Source organism: Nocardia sp. NBC_00565 (genome assembly GCF_036345915.1).
In the GTDB taxonomy this organism is placed as follows: domain Bacteria; phylum Actinomycetota; class Actinomycetes; order Mycobacteriales; family Mycobacteriaceae; genus Nocardia.
In genome coordinates this window covers 5015724-5037502 of the sequence record NZ_CP107785.1, presented here as the reverse complement: position 1 = coordinate 5037502, position 21779 = coordinate 5015724, and the positions used below count along the sequence as shown (strand labels likewise).

Sequence of the window (21779 nt, the reverse complement as noted above, 5' to 3'; positions counted from 1 at the left end):
GCATCGCGGAGCGATTCCATGAGGGGTGGTGGTCGGGTGACGGGTGGGCACCGGATCGCGACTATTCCTGGGGACGGCATCGGTGTCGATGTCACCGCCGAGGCCGTCGGAGTGCTCGACGCGGTGCTGCCCGGCATCGAATGGACCGAATTCGACTGGTCGTGTGAGAACTACCTGCGCACCGGTGCGATGATGCCCGCCGACGCGCCCGAACTGCTGGCCGGATTCGACGCGATCCTGCTCGGCGCGGTCGGATTTCCGGGCGTTCCCGACCATGTGTCGCTGTGGGGTCTGCTGATTCCGCTGCGCCGTGCCTTCGGCCAGTACGTGAACCTGCGTCCGGTCCGGCTGCTGCCGGGCACCGAATCGGCATTGCGCGATCGCACCGCCGACGACCTGGACATTCTGATCGTGCGGGAGAACTCGGAGGGTGAATACTCCGCCATCGGCGGCATGCACAATCCGGGCCGCCCGGACGAATTCGTGCTGCAGGAATCGGTTTTCACGCGGGTCGGCTGCGAACGGATCATCCGCTACGCCTTCGAGCGGGCCGCCGAACGCAACGGCCGGTTGTGCTCGGCCACCAAGTCCAACGGCCTGCTGCACTCGATGCCGTACTGGGACAGCATCTTCGAGCGAATCGCGGCGGAGTATCCGCAGGTGTCGACCCGGCAACTGCATGTCGACGCGCTGGCCGCCGAGATCGTGCTGCACCCGGATCGGCTGGATGTGATCGTCGGGTCGAATCTGTTCGGCGACATACTGTCCGACCTCGCCGCCGCTGTCACCGGTGGGCTCGGTCTGGCCCCATCGGGCAATATCAATCCCGATCGCACCGCGCCCTCGATGTTCGAAGCGGTGCACGGCAGCGCGCCCGATATCGCCGGGCAGGGCATCGCGAATCCGGTCGCGCAGATCCTCGCCGGAGCCATGCTGCTGGAGCATCTCGGCGAGCAGCACGCCGCCGCGGCCGTGGACCGCGCGGTGTGCGACGTGCTGCGCGAAGGTCGTATCCGCACACCCGATCTCGGCGGCACCGCGACGACCGGTGATCTCGGCAGCGCCATCGCGCACCGTGCGGCCGAGCTGGCTGATCTGTTCGAGCGACCTGCAAGCAGTCGCTAGCGCTGGTTCTTTCGAGCGACCTGCAAGCAGTCGCTACCGCTGGTTCTTTCGAGCGACCTGCAAGCAGTCGCTAGCGCAGTGGCCGCGATATCGGCAGCCGAACCCGGCGACGTCGAGCGTTATGTCGTTCGCGGTCAACAGCTTTCGAAATACCCGTGCGGACACCGGTCAAACCTCCGGCAGCTGTGCATCGGCCGGTCGGCAAATACGGCGAGTTTGCCGCACGTGTGCGGCCGATCGGGTTCGTCATCCGAGCGTAAAGAACTCGACCAGGTCATCGCAAAGTTCATTCGCCACCATGGGTCGACTCGCGGTCGGTACGGCGGGTAGAAGGGAAGTCGGGTCATGCGGATCGAATTCGGGGGTGCGCGCGGGCGTTTGCGCCGCGCGATGGCCGTCGCGGTGGCCGCGGCCACCCTGGTGGTGGTGTCGGGCTGCGGCCTGGGCGGCGACGATGCGGCGGCGGTGACCTACGAGGACGCGAAGTCCTCGGGCAAGATCAAGGTCGGTTTCGCCAACGAAGCGCCGTGGGCCTTCCTCGGTGCCGACGGTCAGCTGACCGGATACGCGCCGACCGTGGCGCGCGCGGTGTTGAAGCGACTCGGCATCAACGAAGTCGAGGGCGTGGTCACCGATTTCGACGGACTCATCGACGGGGTGCGGGCGAAGAACTACGCCTTCGTGGCGGCCGGTATGTTCATCAATCCCAAGCGGTGCGAGAGTTCGGCCTTCGCCACCCCCGATTACCAGGTGGGATCGGCCTTCCTGGTGCCGGCGGGCAATCCCCGCAAGATCAATCGCTTCGAGGACATCACGCGCGAGAACGTCCGGATCGCCACCCTGGGCGGCGCGGTCGAGAACGGCTACGCGCAGACCTCAGGTGTGCCATCCCAGCTCATCGAGCCGATGGCCAAGCAGGACGACATCCTGCGTGCGGTGCGCAACAAGGACGTCTACGGTGCCGCGATGCTCGACGTCACCGCCGCGTGGCTGGTGAAGAACAATCAGGACGCCGAGCTGGAGGTCGGCCCGTCCTTCCGATTCGGCAACAAGCCGGACGTTGGCACGTTCAACTTCCGTATCGGCGACGACAAATTCCGCGAGGACTTCAACCGCGAGCTGCGCGCACTGCACGAAAGCGGCGAATGGTTGAAACTGGTGGAGCCGTTCGGTCTGACCAAGGCGAACGAAGCCGATCCGGCGGCCACGGCCGAACAGTACTGCGCGGCTTGACCCCTCGTGTCGTCGAACTTCTCGATCTATCTCGACCGGGTCCTCGAGGGGCTGCCCTTCACGGTGTGGGCGGCGGTCGGCGGCATCGCGCTGACCGTTGTGCTGTCCTTTGCCGCCGGGATCGCGATGCTGTCGCCGTCGCTGCCGGTGCGGTTCGTCACCCGCCTCTATGTCGAGGGTTTTCGAGGCAGTTCGGAGGTGGTGCAGCTGTTCTTCTTCGCGGTGGCGATACCGATCTTCTTCGGGGTATCGCTGGGGGCGACGGCGAAGGGGCTGCTGGTGATCGGCATCATCGTGCTCGGCCTCAATCACGGTGCCTATGGTGCCGAGATCGTCAGGGGCGCAATCCGATCCGTGCCGCAGGCGCAGGTCGAGGCCGCCATCGCGGTGAATCTGTCACCGGCGCAACGCATGTGGCGAGTGATCCTGCCGCAGGCGGTGGTCGAGATGCTGCCCTCGTTCAACAATCTGTTCATCCAGCTCGTGAAAGCGACTGCGCTGCTGAGCTTTATCGCGGTGCCCGAGGTGTTCAAGAAGGCCGATGAACTGCGTGCGGTGCCCGCGTTCTCCCGTGAGCTCGGTCTGATCTATGGGATCCAGCTCGTCGTGTACCTGCTCATCGCGGTGGCGATCACGCTGATCATGCGGGTACTGGAGTGGCTGGCGGCCCGGCGGGTCGGGCGGCGGCCGAAGCGCGCGAGCATCCGGCTCTCGGCGCGGGTGGGGGTCTGATGGCGAAATGGCGGTGGGACCGCTTCTTCGACGCCTTTCCCTTCATCTGGGACGGGCTGCTCGTCACGATCCAGTACACCGTGCTCGGATCGCTGGTCGCGTATGTGCTCGGTCTGATCATCGCGGTCATCCGCCGGTTGCAGATTCCGATCGTCGACCAAGTGCTGTGGGCATTCGTCGAATTCATCCGCAGCACACCGCTTTTGGTACAGGTGTTCGTGCTCTACTGGGTGGTGCGCCCGGACCTGCTCGGCGGGTTGTCGATCGATACCCAACGTCTGGTGGTCGGTGTGACCGCGCTCGGCGTGCACTATGCCTGCTACACCTCGGAGGTGTTCCGTGCGGGCATCGATGCGGTGCCCGCGGCGCAATGGGAAGCGGCCACCGCGTTGAACCTGCCGCGAACGCGCACCTGGACCGACGTGATCTTGCCGCAGGCGGTGCCGCGGGTACTGCCCGCCCTCGGCAACTACACGATCGCCATGTTCAAGGAGGTACCGCTGCTGTCCTCGATCGTCATCCTCGACATGGTCTACCAGGTCAAAACCGAGTATGCGGCCGATACCGGTGGCGCCGGACCCGAGGCGTGGTTCGCGGTCGGCCTGACCTTCCTGGCACTGAGCTACCCATGCTCGATCCTGGTACGAAAGTTGGAACGACGTGTCGAAAAGGTCTGAACCGATGATCGCGAGCTCGACCGATGCCCCGATGATCCGGTTCACCGATGTGGAGAAGCGCTACGGGACCACGGTGTGCCTGGACAAACTCGACTTCTCGGTCGCGCCAGGAGAATTCGTCACGCTGATCGGGCCGTCCGGCTCGGGCAAGACCACCATTCTGCGCCTGCTGATGGGCCTCGAGCGGATAGACGCGGGCACCATCGAAGTCGGCGGCGAATATCTGAGCCACCGACAACGCGGCGACAAACTCGTTCCCGCCGACGAGGCGCATCTGCGCCGAGTGCGCCGCAAGATCGGCATGGTCTTCCAGCAGTTCAATCTGTTCCCGAATATGACCGTACTGCGCAATATCACCGAGGGCCCGATCCGTGGCCTCGGAAAGTCCAAGGACGAGGCCGAACAGCGCGCCCGGGAGCTGCTCGAACTTGTCGGCCTCACCGACAAGATCAACGCCCGCCCCGCTCACCTCTCCGGCGGCCAGCAGCAGCGTGTAGCCATCGCCAGAGCGCTCGCCATGGACCCCGAAGTCCTACTGCTGGACGAGGTGACCTCCGCGCTGGACCCGGAACTGGTAACCGGAGTCCTGCACCTGCTGGCCGATATCGCCGCAACCACCGAGATCACCTTCCTCTGCGTAACCCACGAAATGCGCTTCGCCCGTAAGGTTTCCGATCGCGTAATGATGTTCGATGCCGGACGCGTACTCGAGGACGGCGACCCGGACCAGATCTTCACCGCCCCCCAACAGGACCGAACCCGCGATTTCCTGCGCGCGGTACTGGACGAACACTGAGTTATCTATCGCGCGGTAGCTCGAACAGTCCCGCGCGAGCGCCGGTCAAGGCCAGGCGGGCGGCGGAGTCGGCGGTGTCGTCGGTCACTTGTTCCCGAGTAATGAGTGTGCGGAAGTAGATCGGCGCGACGAGCGCCTTGACGAGTTCGGCCGCATCGGTGTTCGCGGGCAGCTCGCCGCGTTCGACGGCGCGGCCGACCACGGGTAGTGCTTGCCTGATGCGGTCGCGAAAGATGTGCCGGACGACATCGGGTGGCCGGGCGGACCCGGCTGTCTCGGAGAGTAAGACGGCCAGAACGGCTTGTCCCCCTGGGCTTTTCAGCCACGTGACCAGACTGCGCGCCAATCCCCGCAGATCCGTGTCGATGGAACCCGTATCGGGGATGGGGATTTCGGCCGTGACGCTCTCGGCCAGCGCGTCGGCGATCAACGCGTCGCGCTCGGGCCAGCGGCGATACACCGTCGTCTTGTGCACGCCCGCCCGTCGCGCGACATTCTCGACGTTGAAGGCGGCGTACCCCTGCTCACCGAGTTCGCGCACCGCCGCATCCAATACGGCGGCACGAACCTTCGGCCCACGTCCGGGTGGCGCGACGGAACTCATTGCAACTCCTTGTTGCGATATCGGGTCGATCCGGGCATGCTCATCGTATCGCAACTATGAGTTGCAATATCGATGACGGGAGTCCCCATTGCTGTCCAAACTCGTCCGCGCGGCGGCGTTGTTGTTCCCCGGCCTGCTGGCCGGAGCCTTCGGATACGGCGCGGTCAACGTCCTGTACGCATTTCGGGAGGTACCACTCGACGTTCGCTTCACCTTCCATACCGCGCTCATGCGGGTCAACGGTCCCGTGATGCAGATTCTCATGGGCCTGACCGTGCTGAGCACCTTGGTCTTGGCGGTGCGCTCGACATCACGCGCACGTCGATTGTCCGCCGCCGCATCGGCATTGGCCGTGACCTCGTTTCTCGTCACACGGTTGGGCAACGTGCCGATCAACCAGAAGATCAAGGTCTGGGCGGTGAGCGGGCCGCCGAGCGACTACGCCACCATCCTGCACCGCTGGGAATTGTTCCACTTCACCCGAACCGGCTGCGCTCTGATCGCTTTTGTCCTGGTGATCGCTGTCGTTGTCGGATCGCGGGACGATGAAGGTCGGCCTGCGGGGGAGGTGGGTCCGGCGTGACGCGAGATTGTTTGCTGATGTGGTGCTGAAGGTCTCGTGAATGGCTCACATCGGTGGGCTGGGCGGTCTACCGTCATGATCCATGACGCGTCGTAGACGCTGGCTGGCAGCGATCGCGGTTCCCGCGGTCGCGCTACTGGTGAGCTGCACATCATCGACGAAAGACGGGGTGGAGAGCGCGGCGTCGACGACGTCGGAGCTGGCGCCGAACCAGGTTGTCGGGCTCGCGCTGCCGGACCGGGCCGTTGCGGTAGGGCAGCTGGATGGGCTGATCGAATCGCTGATGGCGGATTCCGGGATTCCTGGGATGGCGGTTGCCGTGGTGCACGGTGCGAAGACGGTGTACAGCAAGGGTTTCGGTGTTCGCGAAGTCAAGCGCGACGAGAAAGTCGATCCCGACACGGTGTTCCAGCTCGCTCCGTTGGGCCGTCGCAGTTACCCGACGATCGACTTCATCCAATCGATGACGGCGGCATGGTAGTCGGCGGTGTTCCGGGCCAGGTTCACCGAATGTCCACTGCCCGGCAGGACGAAGGTGCGCAACCGCGCCGCGGGGCTGAAGAAGGGCGCCTCCGCGGCCTGCAGGGCGGGGGCATCCGCGCAGATCGAGTAGGCGGGGCCACACGACAGGCGGTCCAAACTGCCGTTGACGATAAGGGTGGGGGCGGTGATGAGGCTGGACATACCGGGGAGGGTGGACATCAAGCCGTCGGGATATTCGGTGAGCGAGAAGGTTTCCTTGGTCGCCTCATCGATCGCGAGCACCTGCGGATCGACGTTATCGGGTCCGAAAAAATCGTGTAACCGCGCGCCGGGTCGCGTCACGAGATAGCCGGAATCGTAACCGCGCCCGGCGAATTGAGGATCCGCGACCGCCTGGTAGTAGGTGCTGATCACGCCGAGAACTTCAGGGATGTTCAGGGCGTGCGAGTATCCGGTGAGCAGTACGCCGTCGACATCGTGGTAGTTGGTCGCCTCCATGACGGAGGTGCCCGAACTCAGCGAGTGGCCGCCGGTGACCACCTTGCTGAAGGGTTGTGCGCCCCCGAGTCCGTGGCGCAGCGCTTGGACGATGTCGTGCAGGGCCTGCGCGGTCGCGGTCGCGGTGAGCGACATGCTCGTGGGACGGCTGCTCGCGCCGTTGCCGAGTCGATCGGCGACCAGCGTCGCGTAGCCGGCGGCGTTCATCGCGCGGCGGAAATTGTAAGTCTCTGGGGCGTAACCGAAATCCCAGTAGGAGGCGTTGTAATTGGAACCCGCCATCAACACCATGACGGTATCCGTCGGTCGGTCCGGTGGCAGGCACAGGGTCGCGGCCAAGGTCCCCCCCGGTACCGGGAAGGAGACCTGCTGGCAGCGATCCGGCGACGCCGCCGGATCGGCATGGGCCGCACCCGGTGTGAGGCACAGCAGTGCCGCTGCCGCGGCTGCTGCCATTGCCCGGACTGAGGTTCGCACGCGACGCGCTCCCTGTACTGGTGTTTGTCGAAACCGTGAAGTGGTCCAATGCCGCGCCATCTTCTGGCGAATCACGATACCGCACACAAGGATCCGTAGCCATGCCATAGCGAGAAGCGGATGCGATCTACGATGCACTGCATGGGTTCGCGTGGTGTGCATTTTGTCGGCAGTTTTCCTGGGGAGAATACGGACGACGCAATGCGGGCGATGCTCGACGCCGCGGGACCTCGGTTACGCGCGCTGCCGACCGGTGAGACGCGTCGCTACGAGTGGTACATCCAGCCGATCATCGAGGACCTGGTGTCGCAGGGTGTGCTGGAAGTGAAGAAGCCGGGCACGTGGCAGACGAGTCGGGACCGCACCATCCATCGTGTCCCACACGGTAAGGAGCTGACCGGCGACATGATGGAGCTCGGTTATCTCGGGGAGGCCGAGGAAGCGCTGCCGATATTCCAAGGTCTGCGCGCGGCGCGGGATCTGCCCGAACTCGCCCTCCAGATCGGCATGCCGACCGATTTCACATTGACGTTCATCGCCACGGGCGTTTCCGGTATCCGGTCGCACCGCAAGGCGTTCTACGACGCCACCGTGCGCGATATCGCGGCCGTCCACGAACTCGTCGGCGAGGACGTCGTCGTGCAATTGGAGGCCACCGCCGAAATGGTGCTCATGGCGAAGTCGCAGCCAGTGCATCGGCGGGTGGAGGCGGCATTGGGATTGGGCCGTGGGATCGCCGAGCTGGCCGCGTCGGCTCCCGCGGGCACTCGGTTCGGGGTGCACCTGTGCCTCGGCAGCATACGCAATAGGGCACGCACGGCGATGCGCGATCTCAGACCTTTCGTGGAACTGGCCAATTCCGTTGTCCGGCATTGGCCGTCGGGTCGACCGCTGACCTACATCCATGGCCCGCTCGCGGCGGGAGATATTCCGCCGTCGACGAACCCCGAGTTCTATGCACCCTTGGCCGAGCTGTCCCTGCCCGAAGGCACCAATTTCTACGCGGGATTCGTCCACGAAAGTCCCACCGTGGCACAGCAGTTGGAGACGCTGCGGATGATCGAGAACGCACTCGGCCGACCGGTCGATGGTGTCGCCAGCGCATGCGGTCTCGGCCGTCGTCCACGTCCGATCGCCGACGCGCTCGTGGTACGCGCCGATACGCTGGCCGCGGGCGGGTCTTAGGGCTTGCGACCGACTCCGCCGAGCAACACCAATTTGGTGCTCGGCAGGTCGTCGGCCAGCCACTCCTGCACCGGTACCAGACCGGGTTCGACCACCTCCAAGTCGTCGAGGAAGGCGGCCACCTCGGCTGGGGTTCGATATTGGACCTGAGACGAACTACCTACGGTATCGCTCGACGACTGGTCAACGAAGTCCGGATGCGTTTCGGAGGATCCGTGGGTGAAGACCAGGAGGCTGCCCGGCGCCATCACGTCGCGGTATCGCGCGATGATCTGGAACGGATGTTCGTCGTTCATTACGTAGTGCAGTACACCGATTACCAGAATCGCGACCGGCTGGTCGAAGTCGATATCGGCTTCGGTCCGGCACTTCTCGATGATCTCGTCCGGACGGCGCAGATCACCGAGCAGCGATGTCACACCGGTCGTTCCGGACAACAGGACGTTGGTGTGCGCGTACACGACCGGGTCGTAGTCGATGGACGCCACGCGTGCCGACGCGTCGACCTTCTGCGCGACCTCGTACACGTTGGGCGAGTGGGGGATACCCGCACCGATATCGATGAACTGCCGAATGCCTGCCTCGGCCGCCGTTTGCACGGCATTGAGCAGGAACTTGCGCACGAACCAGGCCAGGGTCTTGGTATCCGGGGCGACTGCGAGCATCCGCTCGGCAACCTTCTGGTCGACCGCATAGTTGTCCTTGCCGCCGAGCATATAGTTGTATATGCGGGCTGCGTTCGGCTTGCCTGGATCGACGCCTGCCGGTACCCGATCGGCCTTCGCCACCGTACCTCCCTCGATATCCTGGCCACATCGTAACAAGCCATTACGCAACTGATTCGGTCTTCAGTGCTCAGCATTCCATCCAGAACAGAGTAGGTCGATGGATTCGATGCGATTACCGGCGGTAGCGAAGAAATGTTGCTCGGCGATGCGTGCCGCGTCCGGGGAGTCCTTGGGACACATCCGAATTCGCCGGCCCAGATAGAGCGTCGCGCCGATGCGGCCAGCGATGGTGTCGAGAAGTTCGAAGGTGTCCGCGCCGCCGAACCAGTGCTCGAAGCCGACGTTGGCAGCTTCGGCGCCGGTGGTGTCGAAGGGGCCGGGTGGGATCAGGCCGCGCGAAATAGGATCGGCGGATGAGCGCCGAGGACCCGGCAACGGAATCAGGCAGTCGACAGGTAACCGTCGGGAGCCCGGTTCGGCGGCTCTCACCTGCGTTGGACTCGCTATGGCGGGCGCTATATGAAAGATTCTCGGCAGGGCGGGCTGTGCAGCGCGTGCGGGTGGGACCGCTGGACGTCGAGCAGCAAGGGGCAATCGCGGATCTGTTCGGGGCTGTACGACTGCCGGGCGAACACGCCACCATTTCGGTGGCCGACCTCGATGCCGTACTCAATGAGGTAGTCGGCTGCACGGCATACGAAGTCGTCGAGCAGCTGGTGGGGCCGATCGGCGATCGTGCCGCCGAACGTCGAAGCGCGGCAGAAGAGCGAAACCGCTTGTGGGCGTGGCTGTCCGAACACGAGGTCGTGCGAGCGCAGCCCGCTCTGGAGACGTGGGTGGCATCGACGCGGCGGAACGGACTCATCGAAGGATCGGTCGAACGGACGCGCGCGGTGCTCGATCAGGCCCTCTGCGTTCTGGACGAATTACCTGGTGTCGGAACACCTCTGCCCGTGTTTGCCGACTCGGTGCTCGGCGATCCCCATGGCCTCGATGAGGGCACACGATTGCACACGATGGTGGTCCGGGCATTGGTTGCGGTCTATGGCATCGCGGCACCGTCGGATGCCGGTGAACTTCGTGCCTTGTGGGATCACGCCGGTATCGCCGACGACGAGTTGTCCTCCACTGTGCTGTCCGCTGGGCTGCGTATCACCACAGCAGGCGACGCGATCGGGAGGATTCTGCACATTTGTGCGGAGGCCGGGCAAGCCGCCGCGCTCACCTTGCAGCAGCTTCGCGCATGCTCACGCATTGTCGGCGTGCCGACTCGGGTCTGGGTGGTCGAGAATCCGAGCCTGCTTGCGTTGGCGCTGACCAGATTCGGCACTCGATGCCCGCCGATGATCTGCACGTCCGGATGGCCGAGCAGTGCTGGTGTGCGGTTGCTCCAGCAATTGGCCTCGGCGGGTGCCGAACTGCACTATCACGGCGATTTCGACGGCGAAGGACTGCGCATCGCGGCCAACATTGTCGCCAGGGTCGGTGCCATTCCCTGGCGGATGAGCAGCGCGGACTACCTCGCCGCGGTGGGCGGTGCGGGTCCGTCCGTCGGGCGGGTGACACCGGTGCCGTGGGATCCGGACCTGTCGGGACACATGATTCGAGTCGGAACGGCGGTGCCGGAAGAGCGCGTCGCGACCGTGTTGCTCGACCAACTCGCGCAGGAGCAGGCGCAGTGAAGCCGAGCCCGGACCGCATGTCGGTACTGAGGTCTAGTGTGGGCGGCTGTACCACCAGTCCAGGGGAGGCGCCGTGGACCCGATCCGTGTTCCGCCCGAGATGTTCCGCTTTACCAGCGGAGATCGCGCCGGGCTATACGTGTCGGTGCTGCACGCCTTCGGCGAGGCCAACGAGCGACTGATAACGGCGCTTGGCATCGATGACATCCGAGCCCGGCTCCGCTCGGTCGGATGGCTGGAAGCGCTCGAGGACGACGACCTGACCGCGGCATTGGATCAGCTGCGCACCTGGAAGCTCGTCGACGTTATCCAGAACCACTCCGAGAACTACCGGACCGCCAGCGAATACGAACGCCGCAACCTGCAGTACTCGCTCACCCGGCAGGGCGAGGCCGCGTTCGCCGGTGTGATCCATGCGATGACAGTGCTCGCGTCGACCGGCGCGCTGCAGACCGCGGTGCTGGACGCGATCTCCGATCGACTACGTGACCTGATCGAAGAGTTGGAGTCGGGTACCGACCGGCGCGTGTTCAGCACGCTGAGTGAACTCGAGTCGCATCTCGAGGCCTTGCGCGGAAACACCAAGCAGTTCAACGGAGAATTGCAACGGCTGTTGCGGGCCGAAGGCGCGGACTTGGCGGTGTTCCATGAGGTCAAGGCCGCCACTGTCGCCTACCTCCAAGAGTTTCTCACCAACATCGAGCACCGAAGACATGCGATAACCACCCGAATCCGTGCGATCGATGATTACGGCGTCGGACGGATGCATCATCGCGCTCTGATCGGCGCCGAGCTGCCACAGCTGACCGGCACCGATCCCGGGTTAGCGTGGTTGGAGCACCGCCGGGCGCGCTGGGAGGGTCTACAGGCATGGTTCCGGCCCGCCGACGGTTCGGCGCCTCGCATCGAACAACTCCATCTCGTCGGCCGCAAGGCGATCATCACGCTGCTGCAGGTGCTCGACCGGATCACCGAGTCACGCAGGCGTTCCAGCAGTGCCGTAGCCGACTTTCGTCAGCTGGCCAGATGGTTCACTGTGGTGCCGGATCAGGATGATCTGCATCGGCTGTGGTCGACGGCATTCGGGCTGAGTTCAGCACGGCACGCCCACCTGGCACACCCTGATCCTGAACTGGTGAGCTCGACATCCGCGTGGTCTGCGGCGCCGCCGGTCGAGGTGTCCCCGCTGCTGCGCACAGCCGGTCGGACGGAACGCTTCAGCCGGACCGGCCGTATACGGGATGTGTCCGCGATCAAAGCCGCGCGCGCCGGACAAGCCGCTGCCGAGCGCGCCGAGCTGGAGGCGGCCTGGGATCTGCTGAATACCGGTGGCGCCGTCCGGCTTTCCGCATTCGGTCGGCTCGACCACGCGGTGTTCGAGCGGTTGCTCGACCTGCTGGGACGAGCGCTCGGCAACGTGCCGGAGCCGAGTGGAACCCGGCGGGGCAGCACCACCGACGGACGGATCGAGATCGTGCTGCGACCACCGCAGGACGGCGCTCGGGCTGAGCTGAAGACTCCGCTCGGTGTCTTCCAGGGCCCGGATTACGTCCTGGAGATCGTGGTGCCGGGGGAGCGAAAAGGGCGGCGCGCGAGCGGAGAACGGATATGAGTGAGCTCGCGAATCAGCTGGTGATCGCCGAACGCGAGGAGGTATCGCGGGGTATTCGGCAGCTGCTGGCCAGCCCGCTCATCACCGAACGCGGTGCGCCGGAACCGTTCGACCTCATCCGCCGCAGGCGCGAACCGATCGCGAAATGGTTCGACTACTACTGCGGTTGGACATTGACGGTGGAACCGCGTCTTGGTTACGCGCGCCTGGTCAAGGTGCGCCCCGCCACCGACCCCACTCGCCCGGCTCGCAGGTTGCGTTCGGCACGAGCCCCTTTCGACCGTAGGCGCTACGTCCTGCTGTGCGTGGTTGCCGCCGAGCTGTTCACCGCGCCGGTGACGACTATCGGCCTGCTCGCCGATCGGGTGCAGGCCGCCACCGCCGCGGATCCGGTGTTGGCAGACTTCCAGACCGCGAGCCGCAGTGAGCGGATGGCTTTCGTGGACGCACTGCGGTTGCTCGAATCCTTCGGAGTGCTGGATGCTATCGACGGTTCCGCCGACTCCTACATCGAATCGAACTCGGCGAAAGTGCTGTACCGAGTGGACGCCACGCTGTTGCTTCGGCTGCTCGCGGCACCGGTCGGACCGTCCCAACTAGGCGTGCCTGTCGACGAGGTCCCGCTGCGGGTCGAGCAGTTGCTTGCCGAGGTATCCCGCGAACGCCGCTACGGCCTGGCGTCGGGCCGCCACGCGGACACCGCGGGCGTCTCCGATGTGCAACGCAATCTGTGGCTGCGCCACTCGGTGTTTCGTCGTTTGGTCGATGACCCGGTCGTCTATTACAACGAGCTGTCCGACGAGGAACGCGCCTACATCGCCTCGCCGACGGGTCGGCGGCTGCTACGCCAAGCCGCAGAGCAGGGCGGCTTCATGCTGGAAGAGCGGGCGGAGGGTGTGCTGCTGGTCGATGTCGACGGTATCGCCACCGACAGTAGGTTCCCCGACGATGCGGCGACCGCAAAGGTTGCGGCATTGCTGCTGCTCGACGCGATGCCCGGATCGACAACCGTCGAGCAGCTGCGCCGGTCGGCAACCGAACTGCTGGAACGATTTCCGCGCTGGGCACGCAGCTATCGAGGCGCCGACGGCATCCGCCAGCTCGTATCCGACTCGATCGCCACGCTGTCGGCCTTCGGTCTCGTACGCACCACCGCATCGGGGCTGGTGATACCGCTGCCCGCAGCGGCGCGCTACCGCGTGAGCGGTGTGCGGACCTCCGACACCAACAATCACGACACCATCGAGGAGTCGCCGTCATGACCGTGACTGCGTTGCCCCGCCCCATGGCCGACGCGGACGATGAGCGCCCGGTGCGGTGGATCCCTTCTCGCGCAGGCATTCTCAATGTCTGGCGGTACTACGACGAGGTCTTCGAGTTCCACCAGGGCCGGCTGCTGCTGCGTGGACCGAACGGCAGCGGCAAGTCCAAAGCGCTGGAACTGTTGCTGCCGTTCCTGTTCGACGCGAACCTGCGTGCCAATCGCCTCTCCACCTTCGGCACCGGCGAGCGGACCATGCACTGGAACCTGATGGGAGAGGGCGCAACCGGTACCACCCGAGTCGGCTACGTCTGGTTGGAATTCCGACTGCCAGGAGATCCGGAGCGGTGGTTCACCTGCGGTGCGCGTCTGCAGGCCAGCAGCCACACCACCACCGTCCACCCCGACTACTTCACCACGGATCTGCGCATCGGCGACGGCCTGACACTGACCACCGACGGACGGCCGCTGACCCGCACGGCGTTGGAGGAGCGGCTCGGCACGCGCGGTACCGTCCACGGCAACGCGGGCGACTATCGCGACGAAATCCGCTCGGCGCTCTTCCCGACCTTGAACGAGCAACGCTACGACGCGCTCATCACCGCGATGCTCCAGCTGCGGACTCCGAAGCTGTCGCAACGGCTCGATCCCGCATTGCTGTCGACCTTGCTGTCGCGTGCCTTGCCGCCGCTCGGGCAGGACGAGATCGCCGATCTGGCAGAGGGTTTCGAACGGCTGGATGCCCAACGGGAACGGCTCACTCGGCTGGCAGAAGAGGTCGGCGCCACCCGCACGCTCGCCCGCCAGCAGAAAACCTACGCCCAGCGGGTCCTGCGGGCGGGTGCGGCAGCGCTCATTTCCGCGACGACCGAGCTGGACAGACTGTCGAACGCAGCCAAGAAGTCCGCCGAAGAATACGAGTCCGTCGCACAGCGGAAAAAGGAGACCGAAGAGCAGATAGAAGGCCTGGAGGCGGAGCGCTCGCAAGATGAGGCGCGTAAGGAAGGGCTGCTGGAGTCCGAGGCATACAAACAGGGGCAGGAGTTGGACCGGCTGCGTCGGGACACCGTCAAGGCGCAGAGCCGGGCCGCAGACATCCGGCGCGACGCAACGTCGTACCGAAACGGCGCACAGGACGACGTCTCCAAATACCAGGTGGCTGTCGCAGCTGTACAGGGGCAGGCGCGGATCGTCGACGGCCTCGCCACAGAGACCGAGCAGGCGGCGGCCCGTGTCGGCATGTCCAGTGTGTACGAGGAGATTTCGGCTGCACTGGATACCGATCGGCCGCGGTCGTTGCTGCGTGGTGCCGTACGTGGCAGGCGAGATCAGATCGGCGCGACCGTCCTGGCGCTGGAAGCACACGAGCGTGCGGTCACGTTGCGCGGGCAGGCTGAGAGGGATCTTGATCTGGCCCGGGAAGGGTATACCGATGCCGAGGCAGCTCGGATAGCGGCGGCTGAAGGGCGTGAACGGGCGCTGGAGGATCTGCGAATCGGCTTGCGGGAGTGGGTCGGCCGCTGTCGCGAGCTCGGTTTCCTCGACCCCGAGGCGCTGGCCGATATGGCCGATTCCGAGTCGGCGGTCGCCGAAGCGGTCAATGCGGCGGCATCTACTGTCCTGGAGGAGATCAGCAAGCAGGAAACGCTCTGCGAGTCCGCGGTGACAACCGCGCGTGGTGAGCGGGAAGAGCTTGTCGCCGAACGTGTTCGATTGTCCGACGAACAAGACATCCTGCCTGTCGCGCCGCATTGGCGCACCACCGATCGCGAGCACCTGTCGGGTGCTCCATTGTGGCGGCTCGTCGACTTCGCCGACGACATTTCCGAGTCCGCACAGGCCGGGATCGAGGCTGCGCTGGAGGCATCTGGACTACTGGACGCGTGGGTCGGGCCGCGCGGCGAGGTCGTCGGCCACGACGTGTTCGCCGATCCTGCCGTGCTGGCACCGATGTCTGGACGGTCACTCGCGGACGTTCTGGTTCCGTTGCCGGACACAGTGATCGCTACCAGCGTGGTGCGACGCCTGCTGTCCACGATCGCATTCGATGATCGTTTGCCCACGGGTGCGGTCGTGGCTGTCGGAGCCGACGGTGCCTGGCGAACCGGCAATCTCACAGGCAGCTGGCATAAGGAGCAGCCCGCATTCGTCGGTGCGCTCACTCGTCAGCGTGCACGGGAACGCCGTATCCGTGAACTCGATCAGCAGATCGCGGAATACGACATCATGCTGGCCCGACTGGCCGATGATTTGCAGGCGCTGAGCGCGCGGCGGCAAGCCGTTCGAGCCGAACGCGGCGCCAAGCCAGGGCATGACGAGCTGACGACCGCCCAACTACTGCTCACCAGAGCGGAATCGGATCTGGCCGCTGCCGATGGTGTCGTCCGGCAGCGAGTGGATGATGTTTCTGTCCGAGAGCACGCGGTGAAAACCGCACTCCTCGAACTGTCGAGCCTCGCCGCCGAGAACGGGTTACCGACCGCGCGGGGTGCCTTGGACAGAGTGGCAGAGGCGCTCGATACCTTCTGCGGCCAGGCCGAGGGCTGGCTCGATGCACACGGTGACTTACGGTCCGCAAGTAGTTCGGCGGAGTTCCTTGCCGAACAAGCCAGGCGCTCAACGGGACTCGCCGAACAGCGCGAGAACGAAGCAGCCGCTGCCGAAGACGAACACCGGCAGTTGACGGCGAAGCTCGACGCTATCGAAGGAGCCGTCGGGCTCGACTACCTCGGGGTGCTCGACCAGATCAACGACCTACGAACCAGGATCGGTGAACTCGTCGACGGAATACGTGTGGCGGGTCTGAAAGTTAACGACCTTGCGGAAGAACTCGGCAGACTTGGGAGCCAGCGGATCACCGATGCCAAGGCGCACGAGATCGCGGAAGCCGCGAGAGACACTGTGGCACAACGATTCCGCCACATGGCCGCCGGAGTCTTCCCCGCCGACAGCGAGATCACCGACCTCACCACGTTCCAGAACACGCTCACCGGATCCGAAGGAGTCCGCGCTGCACTCGAAGCCGCGCGCCTCGTAGCCGCAGCCTGGCCCACCATCCCGCACGCCCCCGCCAATCTCGGTGAAGCACTACGTAGATTGGCCGATTCCGTGCACGACTGCCGCACCGCCCTCAGCTCCCGCGCCGACCTGGACCTCGAAACCGACGAGGACATCCAGGTTTTCACCGCAGTCGTGGACGGTGTCCGCGTCGGCGCCGCCGAGTTGCTGCACATCCTCCGCACGGAGGCCGATCAGGCCGAACACGAAATCACCGAGCAGGAGCGCCAACTGTTCGACCAAACCCTGACCGGCGACACCCGCCGCCACCTCGCGGCCCGCATCCGCCAGGCCAACGAGCTCGTCGACGGGATGAACGCCCGCCTCGAACGCGTCCGTACCGCCTCCAACGTCGCCGTACGACTGGTCTGGCAAATCGCCCCCGACCTGCCCCCCGGAACCAAGGCCGCCCGCGACCTCCTACTCAAAGACCCAGTACGACTCACCGAGACCGATCACCAGTCCCTGCACCGGTTTCTGCGCGACCGCATCGAAGAGGCCAAGGCCGACGACACCGCAACCAGCTGGGAGCAACAGCTCGCCCAGGTCTTCGATTACACCGCGTGGCACCGGTTTGTGGTCAAGGTCGACCGGGGTAATGGGGAAGGCTGGCAGTTGCTCACCAAGAAGCTGCACGGTGCACTGTCCGGCGGCGAAAAAGCCATCGCCCTACACCTTCCACTGTTCGCCGCAGTGGCCGCGCACTACCAGGCGGCACCGGAGGCACCCCGCGTAATCCTGCTCGACGAGGTGTTCGTCGGGGTCGATACGACCAACCGCGGCCAGATCTTCGCGCTGTTGTCGGCGCTGGATCTGGACTTGGTGCTTACTTCCGATCATGAGTGGTGCACGTACGCGGAACTCAGTGGGATCGGTATCCACCAGATTCTGACCGGGGACGGGGACGATGCGGTGACCACGGCGCGGTTCACGTGGGATGGGCACGACCTGCACGCGGATTGACAGCTGAAGGCGCCGGGCCCAAAGACGATGGACACCCTGTGATCGAAAAAGGGGTCACTGGCTGTGACGGACCTCGGTTATGTGGTCGTCGCCGACGACACGACATTGTTGATAGAAGTGGCGGGGAATCGGAAGCTGGCCAAACTCGGTTTGCGGGCGTTGGCACCGACCGTCGTCGGTTCACGATCCGACGCGGCGACCACGTTGGCGGCGCTGCGCAGCGCGGGTTACGCTCCGGTCCAACGGGATTCGGACGGGGCGCGCTTCGGCGACGACAACTGAGACCGACGATCCAGTGAGGTCAGCAGAACTCCTTCCACCGGTCACGGTTCATGCCGCCGATCCGGACCGACTCGCCCGGCATCTCGATTCGACTGCCGAACGCAAGCCCGCCCGGCTCCGCGGATCCGCCGGTTACCGGCGCCCCGTGGTTCGTTTGCCGATGGCGGCGCTGAGTGCGTCGAGTTCGGCCAGTACGTCGGTTGCGGCCCAGATGCGGTTGCGTTTACTGTCCGACAGCACCTCGAGGACGCCGGCGTCGGTCAGCTTGCCGAGCGCTCGGTAGACGCTGGCGTCGGTGGTGCCCGCTATCCGTTGTGCGGTGTCGGCGTTGAAGATTGGAGTGTCGAGCAACGCCGCGAGCAGTGCCTCGTCTGCCGAGTTCGCACGCGGTCGCACTGTCGTACGCCAGAGCGCGGGCAGTTCCGCCAGGGCTTGGGCGGAATCTTGCGCCGCTTCGGTGGAGTGAATCGCGGCCGTGGCGACGTACTCGACGAATTCGTCCGCGCGTCCGTCCCGGTAGCCGGTGAGTTGTGTGAAGTAGCGGCTGGTGTCGGCGAGCATGACCGATGCAAGCGGGACCGTGACCCGTCGAGTTAGATCGCGGCGGCGCAGGATGGCGCTGATGAGGGCGCGACCGATGCGGCCGTTGCCGTCGGTGAACGGGTGGATGGACTCGAACTGGGCATGCGCTATCGCGGCCTGGCCGAGAATCGGCAGATCGGTGCGGTTTGTGAAAACCACCAGGTCGTCCATCAACTCGGGAACGAGCTCCGGTGGCGGCGGGACGTACAGCGCGTCGATCGGCGTGTAGTCGCTGCCGCCGATCCAGTTCTGTACGTTGCGCAACGATCCGGAATCACGGGCGGTGTAGTAATCGGGCGCCATCAGCAACCGGTGGGCGGCGAGGAGTCCATCGAGGGTGATCGGGCCGGCGCCTGCAGCATCGACCATAGCGATCAGGGCCTTGACCGCCGCCAGTTGCGACTGGGCTTCGTCACTGGCCTTGCCTCCCGCGAGGGCTTTACCGAAAGCGCGCCACCCGGCGTCGATGTGCTCGATCTTCGACGAAGCGACGGACTCGCTACGCAGTAGAAAGTCCCCGAGCGGAGCGAGGTGCACGCCGTAGCCCGCTTCGAGTCGCGCGACCGCGATTACGGCGTCCTCATGGGCGCGCGCGACGGTTCCCGCGGGGGCGTAGTCGAGGTCGGCGATATACGGTGGAATCGAAACTTCGACGCGTGCCAGAGTGCGGTCGGCGCGCGAACCCTGCCGGTTGCGGGGGTTCCAGGCGCACGCCTCTGTTCGGTGCGACGGCCAACTCAAGGCTCGATCCTTTCGGTGGAAAACTAAGCCATGAACCTCTATAGCTTAGTTTATTTGTCTAAAACTCAGTTAAACACTGTCTTGCTGTAGTTTTGCAGCTTTCCTATCGGTGTCGTCCACCGCTGACCCGACGAGTGTGCTGCCCCGCACCGACAAACCAGCGGCGGGCGGGGTCAACCCCGAGGCGCTGAGCGGGTGGGGATCGACTACGAACAGGTCCGCGCGGTCGTCGAGCAGACCTTCGGAGTGGGGGCATTGGAATCGGCTCCCGATCGGCGCGCGGCATCGGTGACCGACCGGCGGCCGCCGTTCACCCCCGAGGCGAAACACGCACTCGAACTCGCGCTACGCGTGGCCACCGAACTACACCACCAGCGCATCCTCCCCGCACATCTGGCCCTCGCCCTGCTCCACCTCGACAACGAGCTGATATCCCGGATCCTCGAACAGGCCGACAGCACACCTGTCGCGCTGACGGCGGCCATCTTGATACGGACCACCGACGACGCCTGACCTGAAAAGCCGCATCTGAAAGTTTCAGCGCAGACCGAGCGTCGGCTTCGGACGGCTGGTCGCGGGCCGTTTCTAGTTGGCGAATTGCGTGGTGGTGCAGTCGAATTCGCCGTCGTTGGCTCCGGCGACGAAGGCATGCTCGAAGCGGGCGCCGGCGGCTTCGGTGTCGGTGGTGTCGAAGGGGCCGGGCGGGATCAGGCCGTGCCGCACGGCGAACATCGCGGCGGCGCATCAAGGCGTAGCAGATAGCCAGGCGGCCCGCACGATTCGTAGCGCCTCGGCTGCCGTTGTCTCGACTCTGGTTTGGCCCGACAGCTGAGCTTGCCATTGATCTTCGGTTGGGGCCCTGCTGAATTGCGAGGGTTGTGGTTGTTTGTTGGTGGGGCCGAAGCGGCGGAATAGTGCCGCCGCTTCGTGATCGAAGGCTCCCATCCGGCTCAAGGCCCACAAATCCCATAGGTCGCGGGCGGCGGCGCGATCGCACCAGGCCACGGTTTTGGCGGCGACGAAGGCTGCGCGAGTCGGAACCGTCAGGGTTGCCGCGGGCACATCGCGGTATCGCTGCTCGAGTGCCCTGGATTCGGTTGGCCATGGCGCCATCCCGGCATGCGAGAGCAACTGGATCTTGACGGCCGCACGACCGTCGGCGGCGACGAGATGCGCGGCGTCGGAGCCGGAGACGTCGGCGAGACTGGGTTGCCATTCGAGTCGACCGTAGCTGCGTTGGACAGCGCGGGGGAGTGCGCGCGTGAGTTGGCTCGCGAGTTCGGTGCGGGACTCGACGGAGACCAGATCGATATCTTCGCTGAGCCGTCCGTTCGGGAGGTGGGTTCGCGCCAGTGCGGTACCACCGATGAAAACCACTGAGTCGGAATGGTTCTCGCTGAGGTACGCGAGCAACAATGAAATCAGGTAGTCCCTTTCCACCTGCATATCCGATACGCCGAACTGAGCGGCGATCGAGGCGCGCTCGTGATACTCGAGGCTCATGACTGGGTGGCCAACGCGGTGGCTCGATCCAAAGCGGTGCCCAGACGTTGGTCGGCGGCCAACTCGGCGAGTCGCTGGGGATCGCACCTGCGGTACAGCGCGCGGATAGCGGTGGGCACCTCGATCTCGGTGTCGCCGAGCGTCGGGCGGTGTGCCAGGTCCAGCACGGTCTGTTCCGGTGTTGTCACCACCGCGCGGCCGAGCTCCGTGCCTATCGTTTCGGCGTCGAGGCGATCGGTATCGCGGGTCACGAACCGAATGGTTGCATCGCGATCCCGGAGCCGGATCGGCGCCCGCTGTTTGGGCACGGCAACCACTCCCACGGCGAGCGCACGCGGAATCACACCGAGCGCGCGAGCAGCACTGACCCCCATGAGCATGGCTTGGTCGGGTCCGTAGATGGCGGCCCCGATTCCCGCTGCCACCGCTTCGAGTTCCGGAAGCCAGACGCTCCCGACATGTTCCTGCGGCACCACAACGTAATAGCCGTCGGCAGGACGATGCAGCAGTCCGCGATCGGCCAGTCTGGACAGCTGTTGACGCGGATGCGGGTAGATCGCGGCCGCCTGGCGCGCTGTGATCGTGCGGAGCGGACGACGCGCGAACTCCGGAGGTATTCCGGTACCCCGATGTTGTTCACCCATGTCGCCTCCAGTATTGGATCTGTCACCCTGAGTGTTACGGATCCAATAATAATGCCATCGAGCGCCGCCGATCCATTCCGGTTAACGAAAGTCGTCGGGCAGTACGCGGAATGCCTTGTGCTCTGTAAGTGGCGTCAGTGCCCGGAAGTCTCGTCGGTCGAGGGTGAGCACGGCGTCGGTTTCGTAGTCGGCGGCCAAGGCGACAATGACTGCGTCGGCGAGGTCGAGACGCAAGTCGGGGTAGAGCCTGCGGACGGCGTTGGCCTGATCGAGCACGTGGGACATGAAAGGCCCTATCGCTGTCCGGTGACGAGGTGTCGAATGCGGCCAT

23 protein-coding genes are annotated in these 21779 nt (G+C 65.1%); 14 read left to right on the top strand and 9 right to left on the bottom strand.

The features are described from left to right. Window positions 1–18: 18 nt before the first annotated feature. From OG874_RS23665 to ehuA, 5 genes are all read left to right on the top strand, one after another. Complete coding sequence (locus tag OG874_RS23665) at window positions 19–1125, top strand: tartrate dehydrogenase (RefSeq protein WP_330249336.1); 1107 nt, start codon at window positions 19–21, stop codon at window positions 1123–1125. Window positions 1126–1470: 345 nt separating this feature from the next. Beyond that, window positions 1471–2358, top strand: a complete 888-nt coding sequence (ehuB, locus tag OG874_RS23660) for an ectoine/hydroxyectoine ABC transporter substrate-binding protein EhuB (RefSeq protein ID WP_330249335.1) — start codon at window positions 1471–1473, stop codon at window positions 2356–2358. Between the two features lie 6 nt (window positions 2359–2364). After that, window positions 2365–3090: an amino acid ABC transporter permease gene (locus OG874_RS23655; RefSeq protein WP_330249334.1), complete on the top strand. Its 726-nt coding sequence runs from the start codon at window positions 2365–2367 to the stop codon at window positions 3088–3090. Next, the gene (gene ehuD, locus OG874_RS23650) at window positions 3090–3767 is read left to right on the top strand and encodes an ectoine/hydroxyectoine ABC transporter permease subunit EhuD (RefSeq protein WP_330249333.1); all 678 of its coding nucleotides are present in this window, start codon (window positions 3090–3092) and stop codon (window positions 3765–3767) included. Before OG874_RS23655 ends, ehuD begins: the two co-directional genes overlap by 1 nt. A gap of 4 nt (window positions 3768–3771) precedes the next feature. Next, window positions 3772–4563: an ectoine/hydroxyectoine ABC transporter ATP-binding protein EhuA gene (ehuA, locus tag OG874_RS23645; RefSeq protein WP_330249332.1), complete on the top strand. Its 792-nt coding sequence runs from the start codon at window positions 3772–3774 to the stop codon at window positions 4561–4563. A 1-nt stretch (window position 4564) separates the two neighbouring features. Here the strand turns inward: ehuA and OG874_RS23640 are convergent, their stop codons facing one another. Further along, window positions 4565–5167, bottom strand: a complete 603-nt coding sequence (locus OG874_RS23640; protein ID WP_330249331.1) for a TetR/AcrR family transcriptional regulator — start codon at window positions 5165–5167, stop codon at window positions 4565–4567. A gap of 88 nt (window positions 5168–5255) precedes the next feature. On the opposite strand from OG874_RS23640, the gene OG874_RS23635 reads away from it, so the two are divergent. After that, on the top strand, window positions 5256–5750 hold the full coding sequence (locus tag OG874_RS23635; protein ID WP_330249330.1) for a DUF1772 domain-containing protein: 495 nt from the start codon (window positions 5256–5258) through the stop codon (window positions 5748–5750). Between the two features lie 82 nt (window positions 5751–5832). Further along, the gene (locus tag OG874_RS23630) at window positions 5833–6231 is read left to right on the top strand and encodes a serine hydrolase domain-containing protein (protein ID WP_330249329.1); all 399 of its coding nucleotides are present in this window, start codon (window positions 5833–5835) and stop codon (window positions 6229–6231) included. On the opposite strand, the gene OG874_RS23625 is transcribed toward OG874_RS23630, so the two are convergent. Beyond that, on the bottom strand, window positions 6186–7208 hold the full coding sequence (locus OG874_RS23625; protein WP_330249328.1) for an alpha/beta hydrolase: 1023 nt from the start codon (window positions 7206–7208) through the stop codon (window positions 6186–6188). The two genes, OG874_RS23630 and OG874_RS23625, sit on opposite strands and share 46 nt — an antisense overlap. A gap of 141 nt (window positions 7209–7349) precedes the next feature. Here OG874_RS23625 and OG874_RS23620 point away from each other — a divergent pair, with 141 nt between their 5' ends. After that, on the top strand, window positions 7350–8393 hold the full coding sequence (locus OG874_RS23620) for a hypothetical protein (RefSeq protein ID WP_330249327.1): 1044 nt from the start codon (window positions 7350–7352) through the stop codon (window positions 8391–8393). On the opposite strand, the gene OG874_RS23615 is transcribed toward OG874_RS23620, so the two are convergent. After that, window positions 8390–9181, bottom strand: coding sequence for an SAM-dependent methyltransferase (locus tag OG874_RS23615; protein ID WP_330249326.1), 792 nt, complete (start codon window positions 9179–9181; stop codon window positions 8390–8392). The two genes, OG874_RS23620 and OG874_RS23615, sit on opposite strands and share 4 nt — an antisense overlap. Before the next feature lie 60 nt (window positions 9182–9241). Then, a complete protein-coding gene (locus tag OG874_RS23610; RefSeq protein WP_330257701.1) occupies window positions 9242–9610 on the bottom strand; it encodes a hypothetical protein in 369 nt (122 codons plus the stop codon). On the opposite strand from OG874_RS23610, the gene OG874_RS23605 reads away from it, so the two are divergent. From OG874_RS23605 to OG874_RS23585, 5 genes are all read left to right on the top strand, one after another. Next, on the top strand, window positions 9535–10803 hold the full coding sequence (locus OG874_RS23605) for a TIGR02679 family protein (protein ID WP_330249325.1): 1269 nt from the start codon (window positions 9535–9537) through the stop codon (window positions 10801–10803). The genes OG874_RS23610 and OG874_RS23605 overlap by 76 nt on opposite strands. Window positions 10804–10876: 73 nt before the next feature. Further along, window positions 10877–12415 carry a TIGR02677 family protein gene (locus tag OG874_RS23600; protein ID WP_330249324.1) on the top strand — a complete coding sequence of 513 codons (1539 nt, stop codon included), beginning with the start codon at window positions 10877–10879 and terminating at the stop codon, window positions 12413–12415. Further along, on the top strand, window positions 12412–13677 hold the full coding sequence (locus tag OG874_RS23595; protein ID WP_330249323.1) for a TIGR02678 family protein: 1266 nt from the start codon (window positions 12412–12414) through the stop codon (window positions 13675–13677). Before OG874_RS23600 ends, OG874_RS23595 begins: the two co-directional genes overlap by 4 nt. Beyond that, window positions 13674–17696: a TIGR02680 family protein gene (locus OG874_RS23590; RefSeq protein ID WP_330249322.1), complete on the top strand. Its 4023-nt coding sequence runs from the start codon at window positions 13674–13676 to the stop codon at window positions 17694–17696. Before OG874_RS23595 ends, OG874_RS23590 begins: the two co-directional genes overlap by 4 nt. 63 nt (window positions 17697–17759) lie before the next feature. Next, window positions 17760–17978, top strand: a complete 219-nt coding sequence (locus OG874_RS23585; RefSeq protein WP_330249321.1) for a hypothetical protein — start codon at window positions 17760–17762, stop codon at window positions 17976–17978. A 132-nt stretch (window positions 17979–18110) separates the two neighbouring features. On the opposite strand, the gene OG874_RS23580 is transcribed toward OG874_RS23585, so the two are convergent. Beyond that, window positions 18111–19301, bottom strand: a complete 1191-nt coding sequence (locus OG874_RS23580) for a Fic family protein (RefSeq protein ID WP_330249320.1) — start codon at window positions 19299–19301, stop codon at window positions 18111–18113. A gap of 195 nt (window positions 19302–19496) precedes the next feature. On the opposite strand from OG874_RS23580, the gene OG874_RS23575 reads away from it, so the two are divergent. Further along, window positions 19497–19814 carry a Clp protease N-terminal domain-containing protein gene (locus OG874_RS23575; RefSeq protein WP_330249319.1) on the top strand — a complete coding sequence of 106 codons (318 nt, stop codon included), beginning with the start codon at window positions 19497–19499 and terminating at the stop codon, window positions 19812–19814. A gap of 72 nt (window positions 19815–19886) precedes the next feature. On the opposite strand, the gene OG874_RS23570 is transcribed toward OG874_RS23575, so the two are convergent. The 4 genes from OG874_RS23570 to OG874_RS23555 all read right to left on the bottom strand — a co-directional run bounded on the left by OG874_RS23570 (window position 19887) and on the right by OG874_RS23555 (window position 21733). Further along, window positions 19887–20033, bottom strand: coding sequence for a hypothetical protein (locus tag OG874_RS23570; RefSeq protein ID WP_330249318.1), 147 nt, complete (start codon window positions 20031–20033; stop codon window positions 19887–19889). Window positions 20034–20045: 12 nt separating this feature from the next. Further along, window positions 20046–20804, bottom strand: coding sequence for a nucleotidyl transferase AbiEii/AbiGii toxin family protein (locus tag OG874_RS23565; RefSeq protein WP_330249317.1), 759 nt, complete (start codon window positions 20802–20804; stop codon window positions 20046–20048). Beyond that, entirely contained in the window at window positions 20801–21448 is a 648-nt protein-coding gene (locus tag OG874_RS23560) for a type IV toxin-antitoxin system AbiEi family antitoxin domain-containing protein (protein ID WP_330249316.1), read from the bottom strand. The genes OG874_RS23565 and OG874_RS23560 overlap by 4 nt, the downstream gene beginning before the upstream one ends. Before the next feature lie 81 nt (window positions 21449–21529). Further along, window positions 21530–21733, bottom strand: a complete 204-nt coding sequence (locus OG874_RS23555; protein ID WP_330249315.1) for a hypothetical protein — start codon at window positions 21731–21733, stop codon at window positions 21530–21532. Window positions 21734–21779 lie beyond the last annotated feature (46 nt).

Coding starts and splice junctions, on each gene's coding strand:
- ehuA (WP_330249332.1), top strand. CDS start 3,772: ATGATCGCGAGCTCGACCGATGCCCCGATGATCCGGTTCACCGATGTG.
- ehuB (WP_330249335.1), top strand. CDS start 1,471: ATGCGGATCGAATTCGGGGGTGCGCGCGGGCGTTTGCGCCGCGCGATG.
- OG874_RS23555 (WP_330249315.1), bottom strand. CDS start 21,733: ATGTCCCACGTGCTCGATCAGGCCAACGCCGTCCGCAGGCTCTACCCC.
- OG874_RS23590 (WP_330249322.1), top strand. CDS start 13,674: ATGACCGTGACTGCGTTGCCCCGCCCCATGGCCGACGCGGACGATGAG.
- OG874_RS23565 (WP_330249317.1), bottom strand. CDS start 20,804: ATGAGCCTCGAGTATCACGAGCGCGCCTCGATCGCCGCTCAGTTCGGC.
- OG874_RS23605 (WP_330249325.1), top strand. CDS start 9,535: ATGAGCGCCGAGGACCCGGCAACGGAATCAGGCAGTCGACAGGTAACC.
- OG874_RS23630 (WP_330249329.1), top strand. CDS start 5,833: ATGACGCGTCGTAGACGCTGGCTGGCAGCGATCGCGGTTCCCGCGGTC.
- OG874_RS23640 (WP_330249331.1), bottom strand. CDS start 5,167: ATGAGTTCCGTCGCGCCACCCGGACGTGGGCCGAAGGTTCGTGCCGCC.
- ehuD (WP_330249333.1), top strand. CDS start 3,090: ATGGCGAAATGGCGGTGGGACCGCTTCTTCGACGCCTTTCCCTTCATC.
- OG874_RS23620 (WP_330249327.1), top strand. CDS start 7,350: ATGGGTTCGCGTGGTGTGCATTTTGTCGGCAGTTTTCCTGGGGAGAAT.
- OG874_RS23595 (WP_330249323.1), top strand. CDS start 12,412: ATGAGTGAGCTCGCGAATCAGCTGGTGATCGCCGAACGCGAGGAGGTA.
- OG874_RS23570 (WP_330249318.1), bottom strand. CDS start 20,033: ATGTTCGCCGTGCGGCACGGCCTGATCCCGCCCGGCCCCTTCGACACC.
- OG874_RS23665 (WP_330249336.1), top strand. CDS start 19: ATGAGGGGTGGTGGTCGGGTGACGGGTGGGCACCGGATCGCGACTATT.
- OG874_RS23560 (WP_330249316.1), bottom strand. CDS start 21,448: ATGGGTGAACAACATCGGGGTACCGGAATACCTCCGGAGTTCGCGCGT.